Genomic DNA, 21,113 nt, shown 5'->3' with positions numbered 1-21,113 from the left:
TGTATAAAATGAAAAAACTGGCCAAGCCAGTTCGATTTACTCCACTAATGCTAATTCAATTAGTATGTTCATGACTTTTTCTTTCGCTCGTAGCGCGTTGACCACTTCTTCTTTTGTTTTGGTTTCACACTTATTCACCACATAAAATTCAACACGCTGTTTGCGAGGTTTCATTTTTTTCTGCACCACCCCAAAACAATTTGTATGAAATATATGAGAAGCAGGAGTTGTCTCATAACATTTCTGACTAATCGAAAATTCAGGAGAACTGGAGTCGATCAATACCCAGATTATTATGCCGATCGAGATTTAAGTGACGCATGGCAGATGCGGTCCCGATGCCAATTAGCATCGGCCCAATGTCCACGTTCTCCATTCGATTTGAAAAATCCCCACAACCACCGTTATCATCCACTCTGTGATGTGATATAATAATCAGACATCAGTATTTCTTTCTCCGTTGCTCCCTCCATCATGATCGGAGGGAGCCGTTCTTTTTTCTAAGCTCAATATCGCAGACTTCGCAGTTCGATCGTCCTGACGACGAGCGGCACTTGGTTTGACCGTCCGACCCTTTTTTTCAGGTCCCTGAAAAAGCGGAGCCGAAGGTGGATCCGGACCATCAGTTTTTTCTTTCGTGGCATGGCCGTACTTCAACTCCCTTACGAACTCGGTGGATCGATATCCAGATCGAACTCATACGGATCTTTGAGAGCAACCACATCAAACGGTTCAGGATCACCAAAGCGTCTCATATTCAAATCACCACCTTTCACATTCTTATTATATTGATTCATTATGAATCAACCAATACATTTTTTCTTCATTTCGAGGAAAAAGATGTCCGGGCTTAGGTACATAATAAACGTATCATTGATTGAATGAATAAACATGACAGACACGGATAAAAGGTTATGCTTACATATCATCTAAAGTTACATAAACCATGATCATGGAGAAGGCTGAACAGAACAAAAAAAGCCAGGGTCAGAACAAAATCTCCCTGGCTTTGACAAACTTATGGTTCCACTCTGTTATTTTATGAAAAATATCTGCCTCACACATTTCTCGTAAAAGGATTAGAATTGTTCACTTTCTACAGAAGATCTCCCTTTGCTTTGTAAAGTTTAATTCGCTCTTTTTCACTATTCACCAGTTTGCGGTGTTTTCTTGACAGAAACCAAGTTGCGGGGTGCCACTCGCCCGTATCAGCATAATAGTTGGTGATTTCTATGCCATGGGGCTGAAAGACTTTGGCAAAAGTAAGGTAGGTGCGCAACTGGTGGAATGGAGATGTCACCAAGATCACATGGGATAAATGATATCTTTTCAGCAAATCGAGGACATACTCGGCATTTTCACGAGTGTGCAAAGACTCATCTTCGATTAGAATCGCTTCCGGGGGAACGCCCATAGCCAAAGCTTTGCTGCGCATATAATGCGCTCCCAGATTAACATCCCAGTTCTTGCTTGCGTTCATGATATCTTTTTCCTGAATGCGCCCGTTCTTCGCAGCAGCTTGAAGTTCTTTCAGAGGAATGAGTTTTGGTTTTTCTGTTCCATCTACTTTCGCGCTAAACTTGCCGCTACAGATTAGGTAAGGGGCCCATCCCTGATGATATAAACGGACGGCAGTCGAGATCTTACTGTCCAGAAATTTGATGTTTCCTCGCGTGCCGGCAAAAACCACGATCGCATCGGCTTTTTGCAGGCGATTTCTTAATGCAAATCTTCTTCCTTTCACATAGAAGACAAACCAAGCTACCAACAGACACAACATTAAGGCAACCATGATAAAAAGAAATATTGTTTTCATTTTACTCCTCGAGTACGTCGCTCAAATCGGCAACGACTCGTTCCTTTCTCCATTTAGATTGTTTCAGGTTTCTATACAAGGTTTTGGCCCTACTCATAATCTTACTTGATCCAATTGAGCGTGCAAGCGAAAAAGCATTTTGTATGTTGTCAGTACAAGCATCAAGGATCCCGAGCTCATAATAAGCTTCTGCTTTTTGTACAAGCAATCTTGCACGGCCCCGAAAAAGCGTAGGATCATAATTCGCTAGGCTTTTGTCGAGCTGATCAACAGCGTTTTTATACTCTTGCAAGAACATTGCATAAACTCCCTTTTGTGCTGTAAGGGAAGATATATTGAAGCGTGTTAAGGTTTGTTCAGGAATAACAGTCTGTTGTTCAAAAGCCATCTCTGCGTTCCCGATACTGTACCAACTTTCTTTTGATTGCTGTGTTTTCGCTTGAGCCTCTGTGAAAGCCTGGTAGATATATCCTTCCAACTTGACATATCCAAGGTGTTTGATGATTTCGAGAGCACGCATAAAACAGGTGATGGCCTCTACTGGGCGCTCTTGCTGATTCAGTGTAATCCCTTCACGTACAAGTGAGGAGGCTATTAATTCAGGATTGAACAATCCCTGAGCGATAAGAAACGCTTTTCTGTGTGCCAAATACGCTTCTGAATAGCACATCATATCTCGAAGCACAGACCCTTGCAGCTGATAACCCATTGAAAGTAATGTTAATGCCCGTTCATATAATTCGTTGCCGCGCGATAAATTCGCATAATTCTAAATATGTTGAACCCAATTTTTCAAACCTTGATAAGTCAGATTTGTTCCTCCTGTATGGTACAACGACCAACGAATCTTCATCTCATTCTCGAGAATGGATAAATATTCGTCGCATGAGATCATATGAAATTGTTCTTGATGCAGTAATTGTGGATCAGCAGACTTTCCAGGAGTTGAGTTGCTCAATAAGCCTAATTGTTCAGGTGTCTTTTGCAAGCATCTGCATATCCGCTCTATGCTGTCTACTCTGATCGGTTCCCCGCGTTCAGCTCGTTCAATGGTGGAAAGTGAAAGTTGAGCGAAGTCTGCCAATTGTTGCTGTGTCCAACCCTTCTCCTTCCTTGCAGAGCGCAACAAGGAATTTTTCACCAGCATACCTCCTCTTTGTTCCCTTCTTCAGCACTGGTGAATCCTTCTAGTAACCCGTCAAAAATCAAGGGTAAGTGACGTGTGGTTTGACGGAATTTAATTTGATTTCTCATTTATAATTCTGATTAGCAGCAGAATGATACTTTGCCATTTATGTTGATTCTATGCAGAATCTTGATCTTCTGCACCCAGGAGGGCATTAACATGTTTCGCAAAACGGATCGTGATATAGCCCTGTACAGCCAATATTTAAAGAAACAAATGATCCTTTTATGTCAAATACTTGATCTTGATATTAGCGAAGACATTGGTCCTTTAATTGAACATTTGGTCAAACAAGGTTTATTGGAGAATTGCATGATAAGTTCGAAAAGTTGAGGCGAGTTGGATAACCCAAAGGTTATCCATTTTTTCTTATGGTCAAGATTGGTTGTGCTTATCAACCTTTATTTTTTATGGTCATTGTCCATCCTCTCCAGGATCACTTCAAGCATTTTTGAGACCTTTTCAATTTCTTCTTTGGTCAACTCCCTGCCTTTATACTTCGGACGGATTTTAGGGTTATGAATGAATTCTTCAATCTCTACTTCTGTCATTTCCGATGCTTTTTTTGTTTGTGGAATATTTGTATATCCAAGCAAGAAATCAGTAGAAACTTCAAAAAAGCTGGCCATTTTCCGTATGGTTTCGATATCTGGTTCTCTCTTTCCGTTTTCATAGTTGGAATATGTGCTTCGGGGTATGCCTATTTTTTTTGCACAGGCTTCTTGGGTAAGTCCCTTATTTTTGCGTAGTATGGTTAAGCGTTCTCCTAACAATATCATCACTCTCCGAATTTTGCCTTATATACCTATAATAATGCTTCGTTTTGAATCGGGATATACCTTGATTCGTATCGAAGAAAAAAATGTTGACCGATTCATAACGAAACAATATAATAAAATTAAACGATGCTTCATATCGAGGCACCCGTTCAAGTTTTAAAAAGGAGGTGCAACTATGCATCGGAGGAATTGGCTGATCCAGATCCGATCTAAATCAAAAATGACGCAAAATGAGGTTTCTAAAAAGGCAGGAATCAGCCGAAGTGGATATTCCAATATAGAAATTGGCGCACGTAATCCCAGTGTGGAAAGTGCCCAAAAGATTGCCAAGGTTCTAGGTTCCAACTGGACTATTTTTTTTAAAGCCGATTGCTTCGATATGAAGCAGAAGGATAGTGTTTAACTCATGGCTCTTGATATTACGGATTCTGAACGAAAGCAGAGATTAGAGGAGGTTTGCAACGTGATCACGCAGCATGGATCAGGGATCATCATCTGCCTCCCTAATCAAGAGAGGGGAAGGAAATGGCGGTCTATAGGCAAGTACATGTTTCTTTCTGGCAAGATCCGAAGGTGATTGAGGAGATGACTCCAGAGGACAAATATTTCTATCTCTACTTACTGACGAATCCCTCAACGACTCAAATAGGCGTCTATTCCATAACAAAAAAACAGATGGCTTTCGACATGGGATACTCAATCGAAAGTATCAATTGCTTGTTGGAACGGTTTGAGACCTACCACAAGGTCATCAGATACAACAGGGAAACAAAAGAAATCGCACTGCTCAACTGGGGGAGATACAATTTCAACCGCGAAGGGAAGCCGGTTGAGGATTGTGTCAAAAAAGAACTTAAACAAGTTAAAGACAAGAGTCTGCTGGAACTGGTGATGCAAAAGATTGAGAATGAACGAATTAAGAAATTATTTACGAATGCGCTCAACGATTCGTCAGACGATTCGTCAACGATACGGGGACAAGAAAAAGAAGAAGAAAAAAAGAAAAACAAGAAAAGGAACAATTAAAAGAGACGAAATGCCCCGGAAAACCCAAAGAAGTTCTCTCCTCATTTGATGAGATCACCTCTTTTGTTGAAAGCCAAATGGCTTCCAACCCCTTGCCCGTAAATTTAAAAATCGTAGTCAAATATATTGACACATTAAGGCTGTACAGAAAAACTGGACGGATCTCTGCAAACATCATTAGAAAATTATGGGACAAATGGAAAAATTATCACTCCGATGTTGTTTCTTATTCGATGTGGATTCATGTTGAAAAACATGACGACAAGCCAGAAGAGTACACACTGGGAATAAAGAGATTCGACGGTTGAATCTGATCTTGTTTGGCTGTCCGTTTCATCCGCTACCAGTATGCAACTGCGTCAAGGGAAAGGCTCTTCAAGAGGATCGAGAGAGGGAACTTGCCGAAAAACGGGCCCGGATCCTTCGCCTGTACGTGGATGGTTTGATGGATGATGAGTTAAAACAGGCATCCTTCCAAAACTTTGAACAACGAGCCGGAACAGAAAATGGCCTAAAAATCGCCAAGATGTTTGTTGAGAAGTTCGAGGAGCAGGACGCCGGATTATATTTCTTCGGTCCGGTCGGCAATGGCAAAAGTCACCTGGCCGCCTCTATTCATCATCAACTGCTCCGAAGAGGCTATGCGTCAGTTTTTCTAAACGTAAATCTGCTATTCCGACGCTTGAAAAGCACATTTGGATCAAATAGCCAAAAAACCGATTTCGACTACATTCGGGCGGCTATGAATTGTGAAATTTTGACGCAAGCTCAACGGCTTTTCTAAGCTCTCTTTCCGATGGTGTTGTATAGCGCCGAGTCGTTTCGATGGATTCATGTCCAGCAAGAGCAGCCACGTTTTGAATATCCACGAAATAGTCCAAAAGGAGCCTGCCCTACCCGAAAGCCCCATTTGATCGAATGTTTCGATTGGAGTGGAATTTGATCAAATAAATTCATAGAATAATATAGAAGGAAATAGTTTGGGGGGATTGTGTTTTGTTTAATAAAAACCCTATTCTTAACACTTGGGTTCCGTTGTTTCATCCAAATTTTCCGATTGTATTGTTTTGGTCTCAAAAAAGTGGTTGTACTTCCCTGTTTAATTGGTTTTTTTTTCAATTAGGCTTATTAAAAGAAGCAGAGCGTTCGGGGGGAGTCCACTGGTATAGATATAACTATGTTAATGAAAATAATTATAAAAAGAGGTTAATGAACCAAATAAAAATCAAAGATTGTTATAAATTGGTGAGAAATCCCTATAAAAGATCGGTTAGCGCATTTATTCAGGTATTATCCACTCAAACCGATGAATATCGCAAGATAAATAAATCTTTGTATAATGATGAAAACAGCAACAAAGGGATTTCATTTAAACAATTTATCCATTACATCAAAATAAACTTGCCGGGAGGTTCGATTGATTCCCATTGTTTTCCACAATATTTCGACAACGAGGAAAAATATGTTAAAAATAATTATATTTATTTAGAGGATTTTGATCATCACCTTTCAAAAATCGAACAAAAGTATAAATTGAAAAAGTCCCATTCTTCCCTTTTTAAAAGCCCCCACCATAACTCCCACAGAATGATCGAAAAGGGTTACTTTTCTGAATTTAAATTCACGAGAGAAACCATTCAATCTGGCAAGTTACCGACTTACGAAAGCTTTTATGACGAAGAATTAAAGAACCTGGTTCGTTCTATATACAATAAGGATTTTGAGATTTATGGTTATGATCAAGATTTGTAAATGAATACACCCTCATTCCTTATATACGATGTTAACAGGGGTGTGCGCGGCTTTTATTTATTTATCATATAAATAATTTTTTTAATATTCTACCCAATGAACCCCCGTTTGTCAAGACATTTAAGAAACATTCGAAGTTATAGATTGGCCTTTGGAATTAGAACTGTGGCCCTGCCGCTGGAGAATTTCAAAATGTTGGCCACAGTTCTAATTCCAAAATGGATTCAATGGAACTTGATCTACAACCCCCCCTCATTTTTAACGATTTTTAAAAGTGATGCGCTTACTTATTTCTTTAATGTTTCACTCCGCTCCAAATAATAATAGGTCAGGGATTCACGACCCAAAGAAGAGACCGAACATCAACGCAATCAGACCCAGAGATACAGACAGCTTCTTTACCATCTTCCAAAATTAATGATTTTCCTATTATACACCTTCATTATCTAACGTAGATGAACCGATCTATTGCTTAAAAGGAAATTTATGGTTTCGTTTTTATATGCTCTGTTTTATTTAGGGGGTACCTAGAGTATTTGGAATAATTTTTCGAAGCTCCGAGAGGCGTCTCATCGCCTCTCTTTTTATTATCCAAACACTTTTGATACCGCTTCTTCCAATTCTCTCTCCGTTGGCTTTGCATATCTCCTCGTGACATTAATGTCCGAGTGACCCATCAGTTCCGCAACCGTGGCAATATCCACTCCGTTGGCGACCAGCTCCCTGCCATAAGTATGGTGGTGTCTCTATTTGAAAGAGGGTATCGTTACACAAGTAAACCAAATCAAAAATGAAAAGTATTTCAAAAGAGCGATTCCAATTCATAGGATGAAACGGATATAAGACTACATAGGCTCCTCGATGAGATCTCGAATGAAGAAGTTATGACTGCCCCGACGGAAAAGAAAAGCCCAACCAAGGACACTGATTTGAAGTAGCTGCCCAGGGATTTCGGGCAGCTTATTTCATCAACTCCACCACAAGAGAGATCAAGGCCAAGATGATACCTAACTGCTCCCAAGTCACCGGTTGTCTCATCAAATCCCTCCTTTGGATATAAAAAAGGACGCCCGAGATCGGACGTCCTCATTCCTTATATACGACGCAAAAAGGTGTGCGCGCGCAAAATGACGAAAAAATTCCCCTCACTATTAATACGCTCAGTGAATAAATGAAAAAGGACATAATGAGCAAAAAAACCCCCTCACTTATATATATGGGGAACGGATCGGCTTAAAGCGAGATAAAAATGAAATTTTTTTCATTCCTTATATACGAGATACAGGAGGGTTTTTTTATTGGGGAGAAGGAGCATCCTCGATTTTGACGCTGTTGGAATTCGCTCCTCCTCTTTTGTATAATTTTAATGAATAGTATGAATAGAAGCCTTGAAAGAGGGGATGAATGACAACGGTTTGTATCGTTTTCGTTCGTATTTGCAAGAAAACATCCGCATCCGGCAAAAGAAACGGTACAAGCAAATTCAGCAGTTGTCCCATTCTCAAGCATTCATTCGCTCCATTGTGATGGCGGTAGAGTCCTGGATACTGGGAGAAAAAATTCAATGGGATTTTCAATATGCCAAAACACAAAGTCCCATTGAACGGAAGGTCTATAATGCGCTGAAAAACCAATATACTCTAAAAACACAAGTTCCCTGTGGAAAATACTTCATTGATATTGCCATTCCCAAGTATCGGATCGCCATCGAAACGGATGGACACGATTACCATTCATCCTATCAGCAAAGAGCACATGACCGAAGGAAAGATCAGTTTTTGGAATCTCGAGGATGGAAGGTTTTGCGCTTTACCGGGTCTCAGGTGAACGGGAGACTTCGGTGGGTGCTGGCCCAGGTTCACAAGGCCGTTGAAGCATATCAGCCGCCTTGGTACCAAAGATGGTTCCAATGGTTATGGAGAAAGATCAAACGGGCAAGAAGCTAAGACTTCTTGTCCATTTTCATGGGAGGAGATGGAGCAATGGCCAAAGCAATCGTTTCAATTCTCCTACCGGAGGTGTATTGATTGAGACCAAACCTTGCGCCCTTTGATCCGCTCTCGTCAGCAGAGTAGTTTCAATCCTCCTACCGGAGGTGTAATGATTGGGACGGCGTTCGCTGTACCCTTTAATTTTATTGGGTTTATCCTTTATTTCTGAGCATCTCCTCTATTGGACCAAGTTTCTGACTGTTCAACCGGATCTCTTTCGCCTCAAAAATCCGGTTTCCCCTTTATTTTTGCGGTCTTCGGCATTTCTGAACATCTCTTGGGTCTTTTTCGAAGCTTAAGGTGTTCGCAAATGACAAACATAAAATTCCATTTTTCTTCGGTCGCCTGATGAAACTTAATTTTTACAAAATAGCAACCGATCTTCTTCCACTATTATATCAATTAAAAAAACAATGAAAAGATCAGATTTGTTAGGGCCGTGATGACAAAATGCTTTTCATCCCATAGCCTGTACACTTTTCACTCAACAAAAATCACCGGCTTCCCCTCATTCACAATCCGCTTTTCAATCACCACATTATTCCTTGACGCTTTCACCATCCCCAGCTCAACCCTTGATTTCATCATGATTTTCTTACCTCGGTTTGTGTCTATATCCTTTTCACTATGTGGGCTACAAGCCGAAGGTTGTGCTCGATCAATTTATTTCTCGAATCCGGGTCACCATCCGCCATGCGCCGCAAATGCTCGGCTTCTTCCTCCTCCGTCAGGGGTTGTGGGAAAGCGTTGTTCTTGATATAAGAAATAAAGGCGATTACCTCTTTGATCATCATCGCCACCGCAGTTAACAGCAATCGGCTCCACCTCCACCCGTTCATCAACGCAGACATACCATCTTATGTGAGGCTGGGCTCCGGGGTGATTCTTTTGTCTTTATTCCTTTTCATTTATATGTTGAATGGTTTTTGTCTTATGGCATCTAAATGCAAATCGATATCGAATGGTAAAGGACAGCACGGCGTCATCATGACCAGCAGTAAATTTAGGTCAATATCCGGCGGGTTGCTTTGCGCTCTTCATCAGGTACAACCGGAAAACCCCCATCCTGCGTAAACGCCCAATTCAGCCTGCGGTTCCGCGGTTGCCAGTTTTTCCTTGACCGAAAATCGGACAATAAAAAAACACCACAAATCGTACAGGATACCGCGATTACAAGTCAAACCCAAATGTGTGCCAGAACTGTCCGTTCCTCTCCCGTTGTACTCGCTCCAAAACCCATCAAAAGCTCGTTACTCGCCATGTGTGGGAAAACTCCAAGGAGTGGGTTCGAAAAAACCGTTTAAGTGAAAGAGGAAAACAACTATACAAACGACGTGGCGAAACCATTGAACTCAGCTTTCTGACGCAAAGGAACTTCATGGTCTTCGTTACGTACGCTACAGGGAGCTTGCCAAAGTTAAGGAGCAATGCCTCCTTTGCCGTTACACAAAACATCAAAAAATTGGCCTTGCTCCTCTCGAAGAGAGGAAAAAGCTTTGTGATCTGGCTGATCGATAAATTTATTTTCCTTAATCTGTTTATCTCCCTGAAATATACAACCCCAAGCCCATTTCTTACGGAAAGAGCTTGAGATTTGTCATCAAGCTCGGCCGGAGTATTCTCCAGCTCTTTTTTACGCTCTTGTGGATATTTGCGGGTAGTTAGTGATTGTCCTAACAATACTCTATAAAAAGCAGAATTTTGTATTACTTTATCAAACAAATACAAAAACATCTAAATAAATGTTATAATTCAGATAAAATTATGATGCTTAATAGGAATGAAGATTGCACTCGAATTGAGTGAGGGAGGTTTTAATAAGCTTAATCAGCAATGTGGCATTGGAGATATCTGTAATAAGTTCGTTGTAAAAACTAGCGTATTTGATGAAACAGAATATACGGCTGAGCGTCCTTTGAAGAAAACGGGTACCTAGAGGGGAAGAGAGAGTATGAACAAACGGAATGATCATCAAGATCCGATCCTCGGCAAACTCCAAAACGAAACTTTGGTGATACACGCCGATGATGAGGTGACCAAAGATGGGACGGTGGCTCCGGCGATTTATTACTCAGCCACGTTCCGTGCACAAGATTCCATCGAGTTCGCGGACATGGCGGGAACTCCTCGCCATCCACAGTATTACACCCGTTATGGCAATCCGGTGCATGAGCGCGTAAAGAAGGTGATGGCTGAGCTTGAAGGCACAGAAACCGCACTGGTAACCGGCTCCGGGATGGGGGCGATCGCTACGACCCTTCTATCGCTGGTCAGCGCAGGCGACCATGTGATTGCACAGACGCGGCATTATATGAGTACAGCGAAGATCATGGACGAGATGCTACCGCGATTTGGTGTCGAAGTGACACTAGTTGAGCAAGCAGACGTCTCAGCCTTTGCCGCAGCTATTCGGCCTAATACAAAGCTTATCATGGTGGAGTCGCCGGCCAATCCGACTCTGGTGGTGACTGATCTGGCTGCTGTGGCGGAGTTGGCCCGCCCGCGTGGTATCATCATCGTAGCCGACAATACGTTTGCGTCGCCGATCAATCAGCGTCCTCATGAGCTGGGTGCCGATGTGGTCGTTCACAGCGCAACCAAATATTTAGGGGGACACCATGATTTGACAGCAGGTGTGATCTGCACCAGCGAGGAGTTGGCCGAACGTATTTGGCATACCCATATCTCCATTGGCTCGGTTCTTTCGCCGATGGACGCGTGGTTGCTATTGCGTGGTTTGCGTACGCTTCCGATGCGGATTGAACGCATTAACGCCAATGCCCTCGCTTTGGCAAAGTTTCTGGAGGAGCAGCCGCAGATTGAACGGGTATATTACCCCGGTCTTCCCAGCCATCCCCAACACGAGTTAGCGAAACGCCAGATGAGCGGTTTCGGCGGAATGATCGCCTTTGCAATCAAAGGAGGTTATGAGGCGACTGCGCGTTTCGTTTCTGCACTGAAACTGTCGCTTAACGCAGTCAGCCTGGGCGGGGTCGATTCACTGGTGGTACACACTGCGGCGATGTGGGGTGGAGTGATGAACGAGGAGCAAATGAGGACTGCTGGGATTCCGCCCAATTTCGTGCGCTATTCGGTCGGCATCGAGCATATCGATGATCTGAAAGCGGATGTATTGCAAGCTCTGCAGATGATTTGAGAACACGTTAAGGACTGAACAATTTTGCCATAAAAAGATTATAATGTACAAGGAGGTCGAGCTTTTCCAAGGAGGAAACATATGAATAACTTGATGTCGGGAAAGAACGTAGTAGTTATGGGTGTGGCGAACGAGAGAAGCCTGGCGTGGGGAATTACAAAATCACTACATGAAGCAGGTGCAAATTTAATATTTACATATAGGAAAGAACGTTCTTTCCAGAAGCTTTCTGCATTATTGTCCGAGGCTGAAATCACTCCTCTTCTCACAGTTTCGTGCGACGTCTCCGATGATGCAAGTATTGAAAACGCCTTTCTTGAGATTAAACAAAAAGTAGGGATTATCCATGGTCTTGTTCATTCCATTGCATTTGCAGAAAAGGATGAACTACGTGGCGAATATGTGGACACTTCACGCGAAGGATATCTTTTAGCTCAAAACGCCAGCGCATATTCGCTTGTTGCGGTTGCCAGGGAAGCGAAAAAAATAATGACGGATGGCGGAAGCATTGTTACGCAGTCATATCTCGGTGCCGAACGTGTCGTGAAAAACTATAATGTGATGGGTGTTGCAAAGGCGGCATTGGAGGCAAGTGTAAGGTACTTAGCAGAGGATCTTGGCAAATATAACATTCGGGTTAATGCTGTTTCCTCTGGCCCGATTCGTACTCTTTCCGCAAAAGGCGTTTCAGGATTCAACGATATTTTGGGTACTATTGCGGAAAAGGCCCCACTTAGACGAAACGTTGATCAAAGCGAAGTAGGGGACGCCACATTATTTTTGTTAAGCTCTTTGTCTAGAGGAATAACGGGTGAAGTGCTTCATGTAGATGCAGGATACCATATAATGGGAATGTAGCAGAAAAAGGAGCTTTCCATAAAAGGGAAGCTCCTGAAGCTGTTGACAAAAGAAGGTCAATCGCCTTTTTTGTCGAAATGGGAATAAAAACATTCCGAAGAAAGGCTTCCTACGTTCAGAACCAACGCATCCAGAGAATTTCAACTCGAAACGGTCAACATAGAGAACTTTGTGATCTGGCTGATCGATAAATTTATTTTCCTTAATTTGTTTATCTCCCTGAAATATACAACCCCAAGCCCATTTCTTACGAAAAGAGCTTGAGGTATGTCATCAAGTTCATGTTTTTATTTCTTCACAAAGCTCCCTTCGGTTCTCGGCCGGCTGGATCAGTTCAACCGCACTTCCCCACCCCAAAACCCATTTCTTCATCTCCAACCAGCTGGACACTTTTGAAAATGGAATCTCACCTACAGCCCCTTCTCCCTCAAACGGGATAATCTTCTGTTCAGGATGCCATTGTTTTTCCCGAATTCGCTTAAAAACTTCCTTGTCATAAATCCGAATCACATAGTCATCCTTACTTTTTCCGTGCTCTGCTTCCAACATCTGATTGATATATTGTTGAGCGTGGTTTTTTTTGTAAATCCAAACCTCTTCTTTCATGCCCACACGCGAAGATGAATGAACGGTTCGCATTGGCATAATAGACCGCATACGGGACAAAATAGCGAATATTTTCCTTGTGCTTCAAACACTTCCTGCAGCGAATGATAAAAATGACCTCGGATCTGAGGATTCCGTACTCGCTCACAAAATAGAAATCGGACCATTCCTTCAACCTGCGAACATCTTCCGGATTTAAAACAGAATAGGTGTGTTCCAGAAGTTCGCGATACGCCTTCTCCCCATCTTCCTTCAACAAAGGCTGCACTTGGCGCAAGCTTCAGGGGATAGATTGGCAACTGCCCGCACAAAATTGCCTGCGTAATACCCCCGGCCACGGAGGATGTATTCTTTCTGGTTAACCTTGTTGAGTTTTTCAATCAGATCATTGCGATCCCTTCGTCTCTTCTCTTGAGAAACACCATAACGTTCAGCAGTATCCTTGATCCGGTGGGGACCGGGATCGTGGAGCAACTCAGCGATAATCCCAAGCAAGCGGTCACGATATTTGCTGTGCACTTGGTGAACTTTGGACATGACCCGTTTCCTTTCATGAATGGGGATAGGCTGTCTTTGGTGTATTTATTAATCCATCTTCCTACCGGAGGTGTATTGATTAAGACTATTCCACCATCCCCTACCCGAACCATCGTCGAAGTTTCAATCCTCCTACATGAATCGTATGATATAAACAATTCCGTCTATTTACCCAAGATTTATATCCCGTTCAGCAACGGCCAACTTATCCCCCTCTCCCAAGTCGCTACTTTGAAAAAGATAAACAAACCTAATGTACTCTATCATTTAATTGGCACCAATTATGCGGTCATCACAGACAAAGTGGCTGACAATCAACTTGGCAACGTCACCACTGCCGCCAAAAAAGTCCTCAATCGGCTCCATTTGCCAGCACATGCGAAAGTCAACTTTAATGGAGCAGCTGAACAACAATCACAAATCTTTCCGCAATTTGCAATGGCGCTCTTGATCGCGATGGGAATTGTTTATTTTGTGATGGTCGTAACCTTTGTTGAAGGCCGTTCGCCGTTTGCCATACTATTCTCGTTGCCTATGGCCTTGATCGGAAGTATTCTCGGTTTATTTCTCTCCGGTGAGCTGTTATCCATCCCTTCCCTGATTGGTGCCTTGATGTTGATCGGCATTGTGGTAACCAATGCCATCATCTTGATCGACCGGGCAAAAACGCAGTGGCAACAAGGAAAATCGATTAGAGAAGCCCTGATCGATGCTGGAACTGTCCGCTTCCGTCCCATTTGGATGACTGCCTTATGCACGATGTTTGCCCTGTTGCCCTTAGCCCTTGACTTTGCTGAAGGCGGGCTCATCGTTATCACCGGCGGGCTGTTCAGTTCCCCCCCTGACTTTGCTTGTTGTTCCCGTCATGTTTGAATTGCTAAACAGAAAACAAGTCTCCATATCCAATCAAACAAAGTACACAAATGAGGGATCGGTATGAATAATACCTTGTTGATTGTCGTAATTATACTGGTCATGATCTGGTTGGTGAAACGCCAGTTGCAAGAGCGCCGGATCAAAGTGGTCAATATGTGGATACTGCCGCTGATCATGCTTTATTTAAGCTATAACGTGATGCATAAGGATTTTGTTGCTGACATGTTCCATATACTCGTCATTATGCTCGGATTTGTGATTGGTATCCTGCTTGGCATTTTGCGAGGGGCACTGACTGAAATCCGGGTCGACCCCCATTCCAAAGAAATCATCGCCAAGGGCTCCCTAATTGGGGTGATTGTCTGGCTTATCCTAATTGGCATCAAACTCCTGCTTCGCCAGGAACTTACCGGCATCTGGTCCCATGCAAATCTCATTACTTCTGGACTGCTGGCCCTCTCTTTGGGGACCGTCATCTCCAGAAGAGCCTATATTTTTCGGAAATACAAAAAGCTGAGCAATTGAACCGAACAAAAAGCGCTTGCGCATCCAACCTGGGTGTTCAGGCGTTGTTTCCATTCTTTTATATGAACAGGAACATCAAAACAATTAACTTCATTTCGGATCAAAACCCTTCCCCTATTCTTTCTCAAAGTGACCTTATACTTTGAAATCAGCGGGGCGTGTTTATGGGGGTGTTTTGTTCATTTGAAGCACCGGCAAGCGCATTGGCCGTGGCCAGTCCAAAATCATCATGGCAGTGCATCGAAACGACTACACCGGGAAAAGCCTGTTGACGATACGGGTGAGAAGCGCCACCGATTCCGGCGTGGCCACTCCCACTGTATCGGAAATGCTAATCCGCTTCACGCCCAAGCGGACGGCCCTTCCAAGCACATCTAACAGGAACGGTAAATCCGCCCGAGTCGAATCTTCACCGACAAACGTAACTTCAAATCCTTACTTGATGGCGTATTCCACTTTCCGACTTTTCGTATCCATATGGCCCCTGAAACTTACAAAATCCTTGCTAAAAGTTCCCCTACTTTCTCTGCCATTTCCCGTGGTGGATGAGGCATTCCGTTTTTCAGCCACCATTCCACGACACCCACGTAAGCATTTGCAACAAATTGGGCCACTACATCTGCATTTTGACCGAGATTTTTGCCTTTGGTTATATCAACGTCTTTTTTGAATTCCTCGATATTAAACTGAAGGAACCGGCTGCGAAAATAGGGAGCTCCTTCACTCGCCAGCATCGTCGAGAAAAATAAATAATTCCTTTCAAGATATTCCATGCAGTGTACTGTCGATTCAATCCAATCCAATTCCGCTTCCGACTCACAAATGTTACTCATATTCTTGATATGCTCTTCAATGATCTTATCCAACAGGTCAAATTTATCCAAGTAATGAAGATAAACGGTTGCACGGTTGATATTGGCCCTGTCGGCAATATCCTGAATGGTGATGCGATCGAAATTTTTTTCTGACATCAACTCAAGAAATGCTTTTTTAATCGCTTCTCTGGTTCTGATAATTCTTCTGTCCACTTTTACCATGAAATTGCACCAACACTTTCCCAGGGTGATTGATAATTTTTATCGAATTGTTGTTTAAACAACAAATTGGATCGAATTAACGAGTAATACGCCTTGTTTTGTTTACATTTTTATTATAAATTATTGACATATAATGAATAAACATCATCTGTAGTTTTACATGATAGTGATTTGTACGACAAGATGTAATTGATTCCAGTTGAATAGTTGGAAGCATTCTTTACTTAGAATTTGAAGTAAACATCGCTTCTTTTTACAAGAATATTTAAATTATTGGAGGTTTGCAAATGATCACTGCCAAAGCTCGAGCTGTTTATGGTCCGGACAAACCGTTTCAAGCAGCTGAAATTAAAAGGCGCGATCTTGATTCGCATGATGTCCTGATTGAAATTAAATATGCTGGCATTTGTCATTCCGACATCCACACTGCCCGCGGCGAATGGGGACCTGTAAACTATCCACTCGTTCCCGGACACGAGATTGCGGGCATTGTCACGGATGTAGGAGCTGAGGTCACCAAGTACAAAGTAGGTGACCGGGTAGGGGTCGGATGTATGGTGGACTCCTGCGGAGAGTGTGAGAACTGCCGTAAGGGAGAAGAACAATACTGTCTCAATGGCATGGTTCCTACTTATGCCGGTGTGGATAAATACGGCGAGCCTACTCAAGGCGGATATTCCACCCACATTGTCGTAAAGGAAGACTTCGTAGTAAAAATTCCTGACAACATTGAGCTTGACGTTGCAGCACCATTACTTTGCGCCGGTATTACAACCTATTCGCCGCTAAAACGCTGGGGTGCCGGATCAGGTAAAAAAGTGGCCATTGTCGGTATGGGCGGTCTTGGTCATATGGCAGTTCAAATTGCACATGCCATGGGGGCCGAGGTTACCGTTCTGTCGCAAACATTGAAGAAAAAAGAAGATGGCCTGAAATTAGGCGCAGATCATTATTACGCTACAAGCGATCCGGAAACATTCGAGAAACTGGCCGGAACATTTGATTTAATTCTTAACACGGTAAGTGCAAAAATCGATCTGAATGCGTACTTGTCACTGCTCACTCTGGATGGCACGCTGGTTAACGTTGGTGCTCCCGCGGAACCGTTGTCACTAAACGTAATGTCTCTCATCGGTCAACGCCGTTCATTTGCAGGTTCACTGATTGGAGGAATCCGGGAGACGCAGGAAATGCTCGAGTTCTGCGCAAAACACAATGTAGTTCCTAAGATTGAAGTCATTTCAGCCGACCAAATTGATGAAGCCTACGAACGCGTATTGGCTTCAAATGTGAAATATCGCTTCGTGATTGACACCAGCACCATGTAAGTTGCTTCAATATGAAGTCCCAACGGAATTAAATACTAAAGGAAATTTGAGGCGGTCTTTAGGAAACCGCCTCTTTTTTCATTCATCTTTTACTGCGATGGTGGATGGCGCACAGTGCACCCCTCATAAAAAACTGAGTCAGACTTCTTCCGCGTCATGATCAAAAGGGGAATGAAAAAAGCGCATAAAAAAAGAGACACACAGTCCCCCATTTTACGAAACGGCCAGGAATGCGAACATAAGTTCCTTGATGGAGGCGAACCCAACCCGATTGCCCTGCACACAGGCAAAGACTGACAGACAACCAACCACGCTTCGTTTTTCATATCCCAACCGATCGGTGACCCGTTGGACAGTATGGTTTCATACCAAAGGACGATTCATCAATCTGGTCAATGGGAAAGAGAAACGATGAATGCTTACGGGATCAAGAAAAAGAAGCAAGGCCTTTTTATAAAGATGGCGACGATTTAAAGGAACCTTTGGATTTGGGGTAAAATCATGACAGGTAAACACGATGCTGTAAAAGAGGAGTGAACTTTATGAAAGAATTTATTGAGTTGATCCAAAACTCCAACCATCTGGTTGCCCTTACTGGTGCGGGTATGTCGACAGAAAGCGGCCTTCCCGATTTTCGTTCACAAGGCGGGCTTTGGTGCGGAAGAGATCCTTACGAAATCGCCAGTCCGCAAGCGATCGGAACAGATGACTTTTTTGAATTCTACCAAATGCGCATTGAAGACCTATTGAAACATAAACCCAATATTGGTCATTATGTGCTCACTAAACTGGAGAAGGAAGGAATTTTAAAAGCGCTTCTTACGCAAAATATCGATGGTTTCCATCAACTGTCAGGAACGCAGAGGGTTATCGAAGTACATGGTCATATGCGCTATCTGGTCTGCTCCCGCTGTGGAAAAGAGTATCCCGCCACTGCTTATCGCCAATGCACTTATTATTGTACAGATGAGAATTGTAAAGCGCCGATTCGTCCGCCAATCGTTCTGTTCGGCGAACCACTGGACTCAGATGCTTGGGATTCAGCCGTTCAAGAAGTAGAACAAGCAGATACGGTACTGGTAATGGGCACTTCTCTTCAAGTTTATCCTTTTGCCGGATTGGTGGAGTTAGCACATGAAACAGGTTCAAAAATCATGATCATCAACAAAACTTCCACTCCTTTGGATTATTTGGCCGATCATGTCATTCATGAGAGCATCAGCAAAATATTAAGTGAAATTGCAACATCCATATTCGGAAACGATTGGTTTGCGCACTTGAAGGAACACAATCAGGTGTAAACCTCAAATTCATAATAACACCGCCATGCAACTTAAGGCCGAAGCCAAAGCCCCCCGTTCTGACTTTGGCCATTTCCGCTTTAAAAGCGAATTGTAAGAATATGAAAAGAGGGGAACGGGCTCGGTCAGTCTTCGATTGCTTGGTAAACCATAGTCCAGAAGTCGTGGATCAGCCGCGCTGAATCCGGGGTGGACATCCCGACCTGGGTGAGCAGGATTCCGATGAGCTGTTTGTCCGGGTCAGCGTACGCCGAGGTGCCGGTACCACCGTCCCAGCCAAACTGACCGATGGACGCGTAGTCGCCACGATAGGTGCGCACCGCCATCCCGAAGCCCCAGCCGCCATGCTGCCCTTGGCCGAACGATACATGTACGTTGTTTTTGGCCAGTGCGTCTCGGGCAGCTTGTTGCTCGGGTGTGAGGCGGTTGGTGGTCATCAGCTGGACGGCAGGCCGGGACAGGATCCGTTTGGTCCCGTGCATTCCGTGATTCAGCAGCATCTGGAAGTACGAATGATAATCGTCGACGGTGGAGACCAACCCACTGCCGCCTGACTGGAACGCCAGAGGCTGGCTGTATTGTCCGCCTGCAGCTTCGTCCCATACGATAAACTCTCCGGTCTGCGGATCAGGGCTGTAGGCGGTTGGCAACCTGTCAATCTTGTTGGAGGGCACATAGAAACCAGTGTCCTTCATCCCCAATGGATCGAAGATCCGTTCGTGCAGGAACGTAGCGAATGGCTGCCCTGTTACCCTGGCGACAAGTACGCCGAGTACATCGTGACTGATGTGGTACTGCCAGCGCTCTCCAGGCTGGTACATTAGCGGAAGCATTCCAAGGCGGCGCATCCACTCGTCCGGCTCAGGATAATCTGTCATTCTTTGAGGGAATATACCATGCTCAAAAACTGCAGCCATGATTGGAAAGTCTAGCGACGTCAAATCCATTCCAAGCCCGAACGTAGAGGTCAACAGATCCCGTACGGTTATCGGTCTTCGCGCAGGCACGGTTTCGTCGAGCGGGCCATCGACTCGCTTCAGCACCTGCCGGTTGGCGAGTTCAGGCAGCCACTGCTCTACTGGATCATCCAGCCGCAGCTTGCACTCGTCGAGCAGGACCATCGCCGCTGCCATCGTAACCGGCTTGGATGTCGAGGCCATCCGGAAGATCGTGTCCCGGCGCATCGGCGCGCCACCGTCATGGCGCATTGTCCCGATCGCTTCGACGTGAGTCTCACCGCACCGGCTGACCAGGGCGACAAGTCCAGGAATCTTCCCGGACTCGACATGCCGTTCCAGCACGTCACGCATTCTACGCAACCCTGCTTTGGAGAATCCTCTGCTTTTTTGTCCCATCATGAATCTCTCCTTTGTTCTGTCTTTGCGAAAGCTCTGCTTCAGCTATGGGGATGAGAGCGAGCGTCAGGCGAGGGAAGAGGATTTTTACCCCTCTCGCAAGCCTGGAAGACCTTTGTTCGAATAGTAGTAGTTCTTTGAAAACCGAATGCAGGAAACGATCTGCAACGTAAAATCTTCAACTTAATCTTTGACCCCAAAAAGCCTATTCCCCTCTACCGAGCTTTTTACGAATGTTCTCGTTCAATTGTTCTTTTCTTTTTCCGTTCCAAGTTTGCCCTTGAAGCTCATGCAACAGATCATCGCAAAAACCACCGACATCCTGCCCCACTACATCAAGTACATCCATTCCCTCTTGTGCTTTTGATTCAAAAAATTCCAGTACATCTTGTAGCACTTTAAACATGAACATGGCAGAGTCATGATCGGCTGCAGAAGTCCATAAGAAATTCTCAATCTCATTCATCACGATCTGATAATCCCTTGGCAGAGAATTAATCCGTTTTTTGTAACGTCTATATTCCGCTTTTTCTTGTTTCCATCTTTGTAAAATCGAAAAAATATTAATTTCCATCTTTATTCTCCTTTAATTCATTTATTTTTGATGCGATAAAATCCCATTTACGCCAAAAGGTTTGGAGTTGATTTCGCCCCGCCTCATTGAGTGTGTAGAACTTTCGTGGCGGTCCGATTTTAGAAGGCTTCTTCTGAATGTTGACTAATTTGTTCTTTTCTAGCCTCAGTAAAATCGTGTATACCGTTCCTTCAACAACATCTTCAAAACCTAGGGAATTCAACTTTTTCACGATCTCGTAGCCATAAGTTTCTTTCCGGCTGATGATTTCGAGTACACAACCCTCCAAAATACCCTTTAGCATCTCGGTCAAATCTTCCAAAGCGAGCATCCCCTCTACTTTGTAACACTTAGTACATCTATATAGTATTACTAGGTAGATGGTAGTGTCAATATCCTGATTTATTTT

General features: G+C 43.7%; 23 protein-coding genes and 4 pseudogenes. 13 read left to right on the top strand and 14 right to left on the bottom strand.

Translation table 11 applies throughout. The features are described from left to right. Window positions 1–36: 36 nt before the first annotated feature. From I8U19_RS04220 to I8U19_RS04205, 4 genes are all read right to left on the bottom strand, one after another. Window positions 37–174, bottom strand: coding sequence for a hypothetical protein (locus I8U19_RS04220; RefSeq protein WP_198055276.1), 138 nt, complete (start codon window positions 172–174; stop codon window positions 37–39). Between the two features lie 922 nt (window positions 175–1,096). After that, window positions 1,097–1,816, bottom strand: coding sequence for a YdcF family protein (locus I8U19_RS04215; protein ID WP_198055275.1), 720 nt, complete (start codon window positions 1,814–1,816; stop codon window positions 1,097–1,099). A 1-nt stretch (window position 1,817) separates the two neighbouring features. Next, window positions 1,818–2,525: a tetratricopeptide repeat protein gene (locus I8U19_RS04210; RefSeq protein WP_198055274.1), complete on the bottom strand. Its 708-nt coding sequence runs from the start codon at window positions 2,523–2,525 to the stop codon at window positions 1,818–1,820. A gap of 60 nt (window positions 2,526–2,585) precedes the next feature. Next, entirely contained in the window at window positions 2,586–2,957 is a 372-nt protein-coding gene (locus tag I8U19_RS04205; RefSeq protein ID WP_198055273.1) for a helix-turn-helix domain-containing protein, read from the bottom strand. Between the two features lie 204 nt (window positions 2,958–3,161). On the opposite strand from I8U19_RS04205, the gene I8U19_RS04200 reads away from it, so the two are divergent. Further along, window positions 3,162–3,335, top strand: coding sequence for a hypothetical protein (locus I8U19_RS04200; RefSeq protein ID WP_198055272.1), 174 nt, complete (start codon window positions 3,162–3,164; stop codon window positions 3,333–3,335). A gap of 68 nt (window positions 3,336–3,403) precedes the next feature. On the opposite strand, the gene I8U19_RS04195 is transcribed toward I8U19_RS04200, so the two are convergent. Next, entirely contained in the window at window positions 3,404–3,775 is a 372-nt protein-coding gene (locus I8U19_RS04195) for a helix-turn-helix domain-containing protein (protein WP_198055271.1), read from the bottom strand. 181 nt (window positions 3,776–3,956) lie between these two features. Here I8U19_RS04195 and I8U19_RS04190 point away from each other — a divergent pair, with 181 nt between their 5' ends. The 4 genes from I8U19_RS04190 to I8U19_RS04175 all read left to right on the top strand — a co-directional run bounded on the left by I8U19_RS04190 (window position 3,957) and on the right by I8U19_RS04175 (window position 6,559). Beyond that, a complete protein-coding gene (locus tag I8U19_RS04190) occupies window positions 3,957–4,184 on the top strand; it encodes a helix-turn-helix transcriptional regulator (protein WP_198055270.1) in 228 nt (75 codons plus the stop codon). A gap of 122 nt (window positions 4,185–4,306) precedes the next feature. Further along, window positions 4,307–4,807 carry a hypothetical protein gene (locus I8U19_RS04185; protein WP_198055269.1) on the top strand — a complete coding sequence of 167 codons (501 nt, stop codon included), beginning with the start codon at window positions 4,307–4,309 and terminating at the stop codon, window positions 4,805–4,807. Between the two features lie 304 nt (window positions 4,808–5,111). Continuing rightward, complete coding sequence (locus tag I8U19_RS04180; protein ID WP_198055268.1) at window positions 5,112–5,591, top strand: ATP-binding protein; 480 nt, start codon at window positions 5,112–5,114, stop codon at window positions 5,589–5,591. A gap of 212 nt (window positions 5,592–5,803) precedes the next feature. Further along, window positions 5,804–6,559 (top strand): sulfotransferase family 2 domain-containing protein, encoded by a 756-nt coding sequence (locus I8U19_RS04175; protein WP_198055267.1) that lies wholly within the window; start codon window positions 5,804–5,806, stop codon window positions 6,557–6,559. A gap of 587 nt (window positions 6,560–7,146) precedes the next feature. Here I8U19_RS04175 and I8U19_RS04170 read toward each other — a convergent pair. Next, window positions 7,147–7,284 (bottom strand): annotated as a pseudogene (locus I8U19_RS04170) (tyrosine-type recombinase/integrase); the annotation flags it as partial. 675 nt (window positions 7,285–7,959) lie between these two features. Here I8U19_RS04170 and I8U19_RS04165 point away from each other — a divergent pair. Next, window positions 7,960–8,505, top strand: coding sequence for an endonuclease domain-containing protein (locus I8U19_RS04165; protein ID WP_198055266.1), 546 nt, complete (start codon window positions 7,960–7,962; stop codon window positions 8,503–8,505). A 662-nt stretch (window positions 8,506–9,167) separates the two neighbouring features. Here I8U19_RS04165 and I8U19_RS04160 read toward each other — a convergent pair. Continuing rightward, window positions 9,168–9,389, bottom strand: a pseudogene (locus tag I8U19_RS04160) (hypothetical protein); the annotation flags it as partial. A gap of 302 nt (window positions 9,390–9,691) precedes the next feature. Here I8U19_RS04160 and I8U19_RS04155 point away from each other — a divergent pair. The 3 genes and pseudogenes from I8U19_RS04155 to fabI all read left to right on the top strand — a co-directional run. Further along, window positions 9,692–10,141: pseudogene (locus I8U19_RS04155) on the top strand (transposase); the annotation flags it as partial. Window positions 10,142–10,501: 360 nt separating this feature from the next. Beyond that, window positions 10,502–11,707, top strand: coding sequence for a trans-sulfuration enzyme family protein (locus tag I8U19_RS04150; RefSeq protein WP_198055264.1), 1,206 nt, complete (start codon window positions 10,502–10,504; stop codon window positions 11,705–11,707). 81 nt (window positions 11,708–11,788) lie between these two features. Next, complete coding sequence (fabI, locus tag I8U19_RS04145) at window positions 11,789–12,565, top strand: enoyl-ACP reductase FabI (protein WP_033100918.1); 777 nt, start codon at window positions 11,789–11,791, stop codon at window positions 12,563–12,565. A gap of 279 nt (window positions 12,566–12,844) precedes the next feature. On the opposite strand, the gene I8U19_RS04140 is transcribed toward fabI, so the two are convergent. Then, window positions 12,845–13,210: a WCX domain-containing protein gene (locus I8U19_RS04140; RefSeq protein WP_198055263.1), complete on the bottom strand. Its 366-nt coding sequence runs from the start codon at window positions 13,208–13,210 to the stop codon at window positions 12,845–12,847. Window positions 13,211–13,423: 213 nt separating this feature from the next. Beyond that, complete coding sequence (locus I8U19_RS04135; protein WP_198055262.1) at window positions 13,424–13,708, bottom strand: hypothetical protein; 285 nt, start codon at window positions 13,706–13,708, stop codon at window positions 13,424–13,426. A gap of 39 nt (window positions 13,709–13,747) precedes the next feature. Between I8U19_RS04135 and I8U19_RS04130 the strand changes: the two genes are divergently transcribed. Both I8U19_RS04130 and I8U19_RS04125 read left to right on the top strand, forming a co-directional pair. After that, window positions 13,748–14,581, top strand: coding sequence for an efflux RND transporter permease subunit (locus I8U19_RS04130; RefSeq protein ID WP_370589760.1), 834 nt, complete (start codon window positions 13,748–13,750; stop codon window positions 14,579–14,581). Between the two features lie 63 nt (window positions 14,582–14,644). Next, window positions 14,645–15,109, top strand: a complete 465-nt coding sequence (locus I8U19_RS04125) for a CcdC protein domain-containing protein (protein ID WP_198055260.1) — start codon at window positions 14,645–14,647, stop codon at window positions 15,107–15,109. 249 nt (window positions 15,110–15,358) lie between these two features. Here I8U19_RS04125 and I8U19_RS17585 read toward each other — a convergent pair. Further along, window positions 15,359–15,526: pseudogene (locus I8U19_RS17585) on the bottom strand (hypothetical protein); the annotation flags it as partial. A 74-nt stretch (window positions 15,527–15,600) separates the two neighbouring features. Next, window positions 15,601–16,146 carry a TetR/AcrR family transcriptional regulator gene (locus I8U19_RS04115; RefSeq protein ID WP_033100924.1) on the bottom strand — a complete coding sequence of 182 codons (546 nt, stop codon included), beginning with the start codon at window positions 16,144–16,146 and terminating at the stop codon, window positions 15,601–15,603. Between the two features lie 287 nt (window positions 16,147–16,433). Here I8U19_RS04115 and I8U19_RS04110 point away from each other — a divergent pair, with 287 nt between their 5' ends. Together I8U19_RS04110 and I8U19_RS04105 are read left to right on the top strand one after the other, a co-directional pair. After that, complete coding sequence (locus I8U19_RS04110) at window positions 16,434–17,474, top strand: NAD(P)-dependent alcohol dehydrogenase (RefSeq protein WP_198055259.1); 1,041 nt, start codon at window positions 16,434–16,436, stop codon at window positions 17,472–17,474. Between the two features lie 542 nt (window positions 17,475–18,016). Next, a complete protein-coding gene (locus tag I8U19_RS04105; RefSeq protein WP_052154164.1) occupies window positions 18,017–18,775 on the top strand; it encodes an NAD-dependent protein deacylase in 759 nt (252 codons plus the stop codon). 125 nt (window positions 18,776–18,900) lie between these two features. On the opposite strand, the gene I8U19_RS04100 is transcribed toward I8U19_RS04105, so the two are convergent. From I8U19_RS04100 to I8U19_RS04090, 3 genes are all read right to left on the bottom strand, one after another. Further along, window positions 18,901–20,130, bottom strand: coding sequence for a serine hydrolase domain-containing protein (locus I8U19_RS04100; RefSeq protein ID WP_198055354.1), 1,230 nt, complete (start codon window positions 20,128–20,130; stop codon window positions 18,901–18,903). A gap of 205 nt (window positions 20,131–20,335) precedes the next feature. Beyond that, window positions 20,336–20,704 carry a DUF1048 domain-containing protein gene (locus I8U19_RS04095; protein ID WP_033100927.1) on the bottom strand — a complete coding sequence of 123 codons (369 nt, stop codon included), beginning with the start codon at window positions 20,702–20,704 and terminating at the stop codon, window positions 20,336–20,338. Further along, a complete protein-coding gene (locus I8U19_RS04090; protein WP_198055258.1) occupies window positions 20,694–21,026 on the bottom strand; it encodes a PadR family transcriptional regulator in 333 nt (110 codons plus the stop codon). The genes I8U19_RS04095 and I8U19_RS04090 overlap by 11 nt, the downstream gene beginning before the upstream one ends. Window positions 21,027–21,113: the final 87 nt, after the last annotated feature.

The sequence above is a fragment of the Thermoactinomyces sp. CICC 10523 genome (assembly GCF_016055105.1).
GTDB lineage: Bacteria > Bacillota > Bacilli > Thermoactinomycetales > Thermoactinomycetaceae > Thermoactinomyces_A > Thermoactinomyces_A daqus.
The sequence above is the reverse complement of the archived record's forward strand: the minus strand, read 5'-3'. Positions and strand labels throughout refer to the sequence as shown.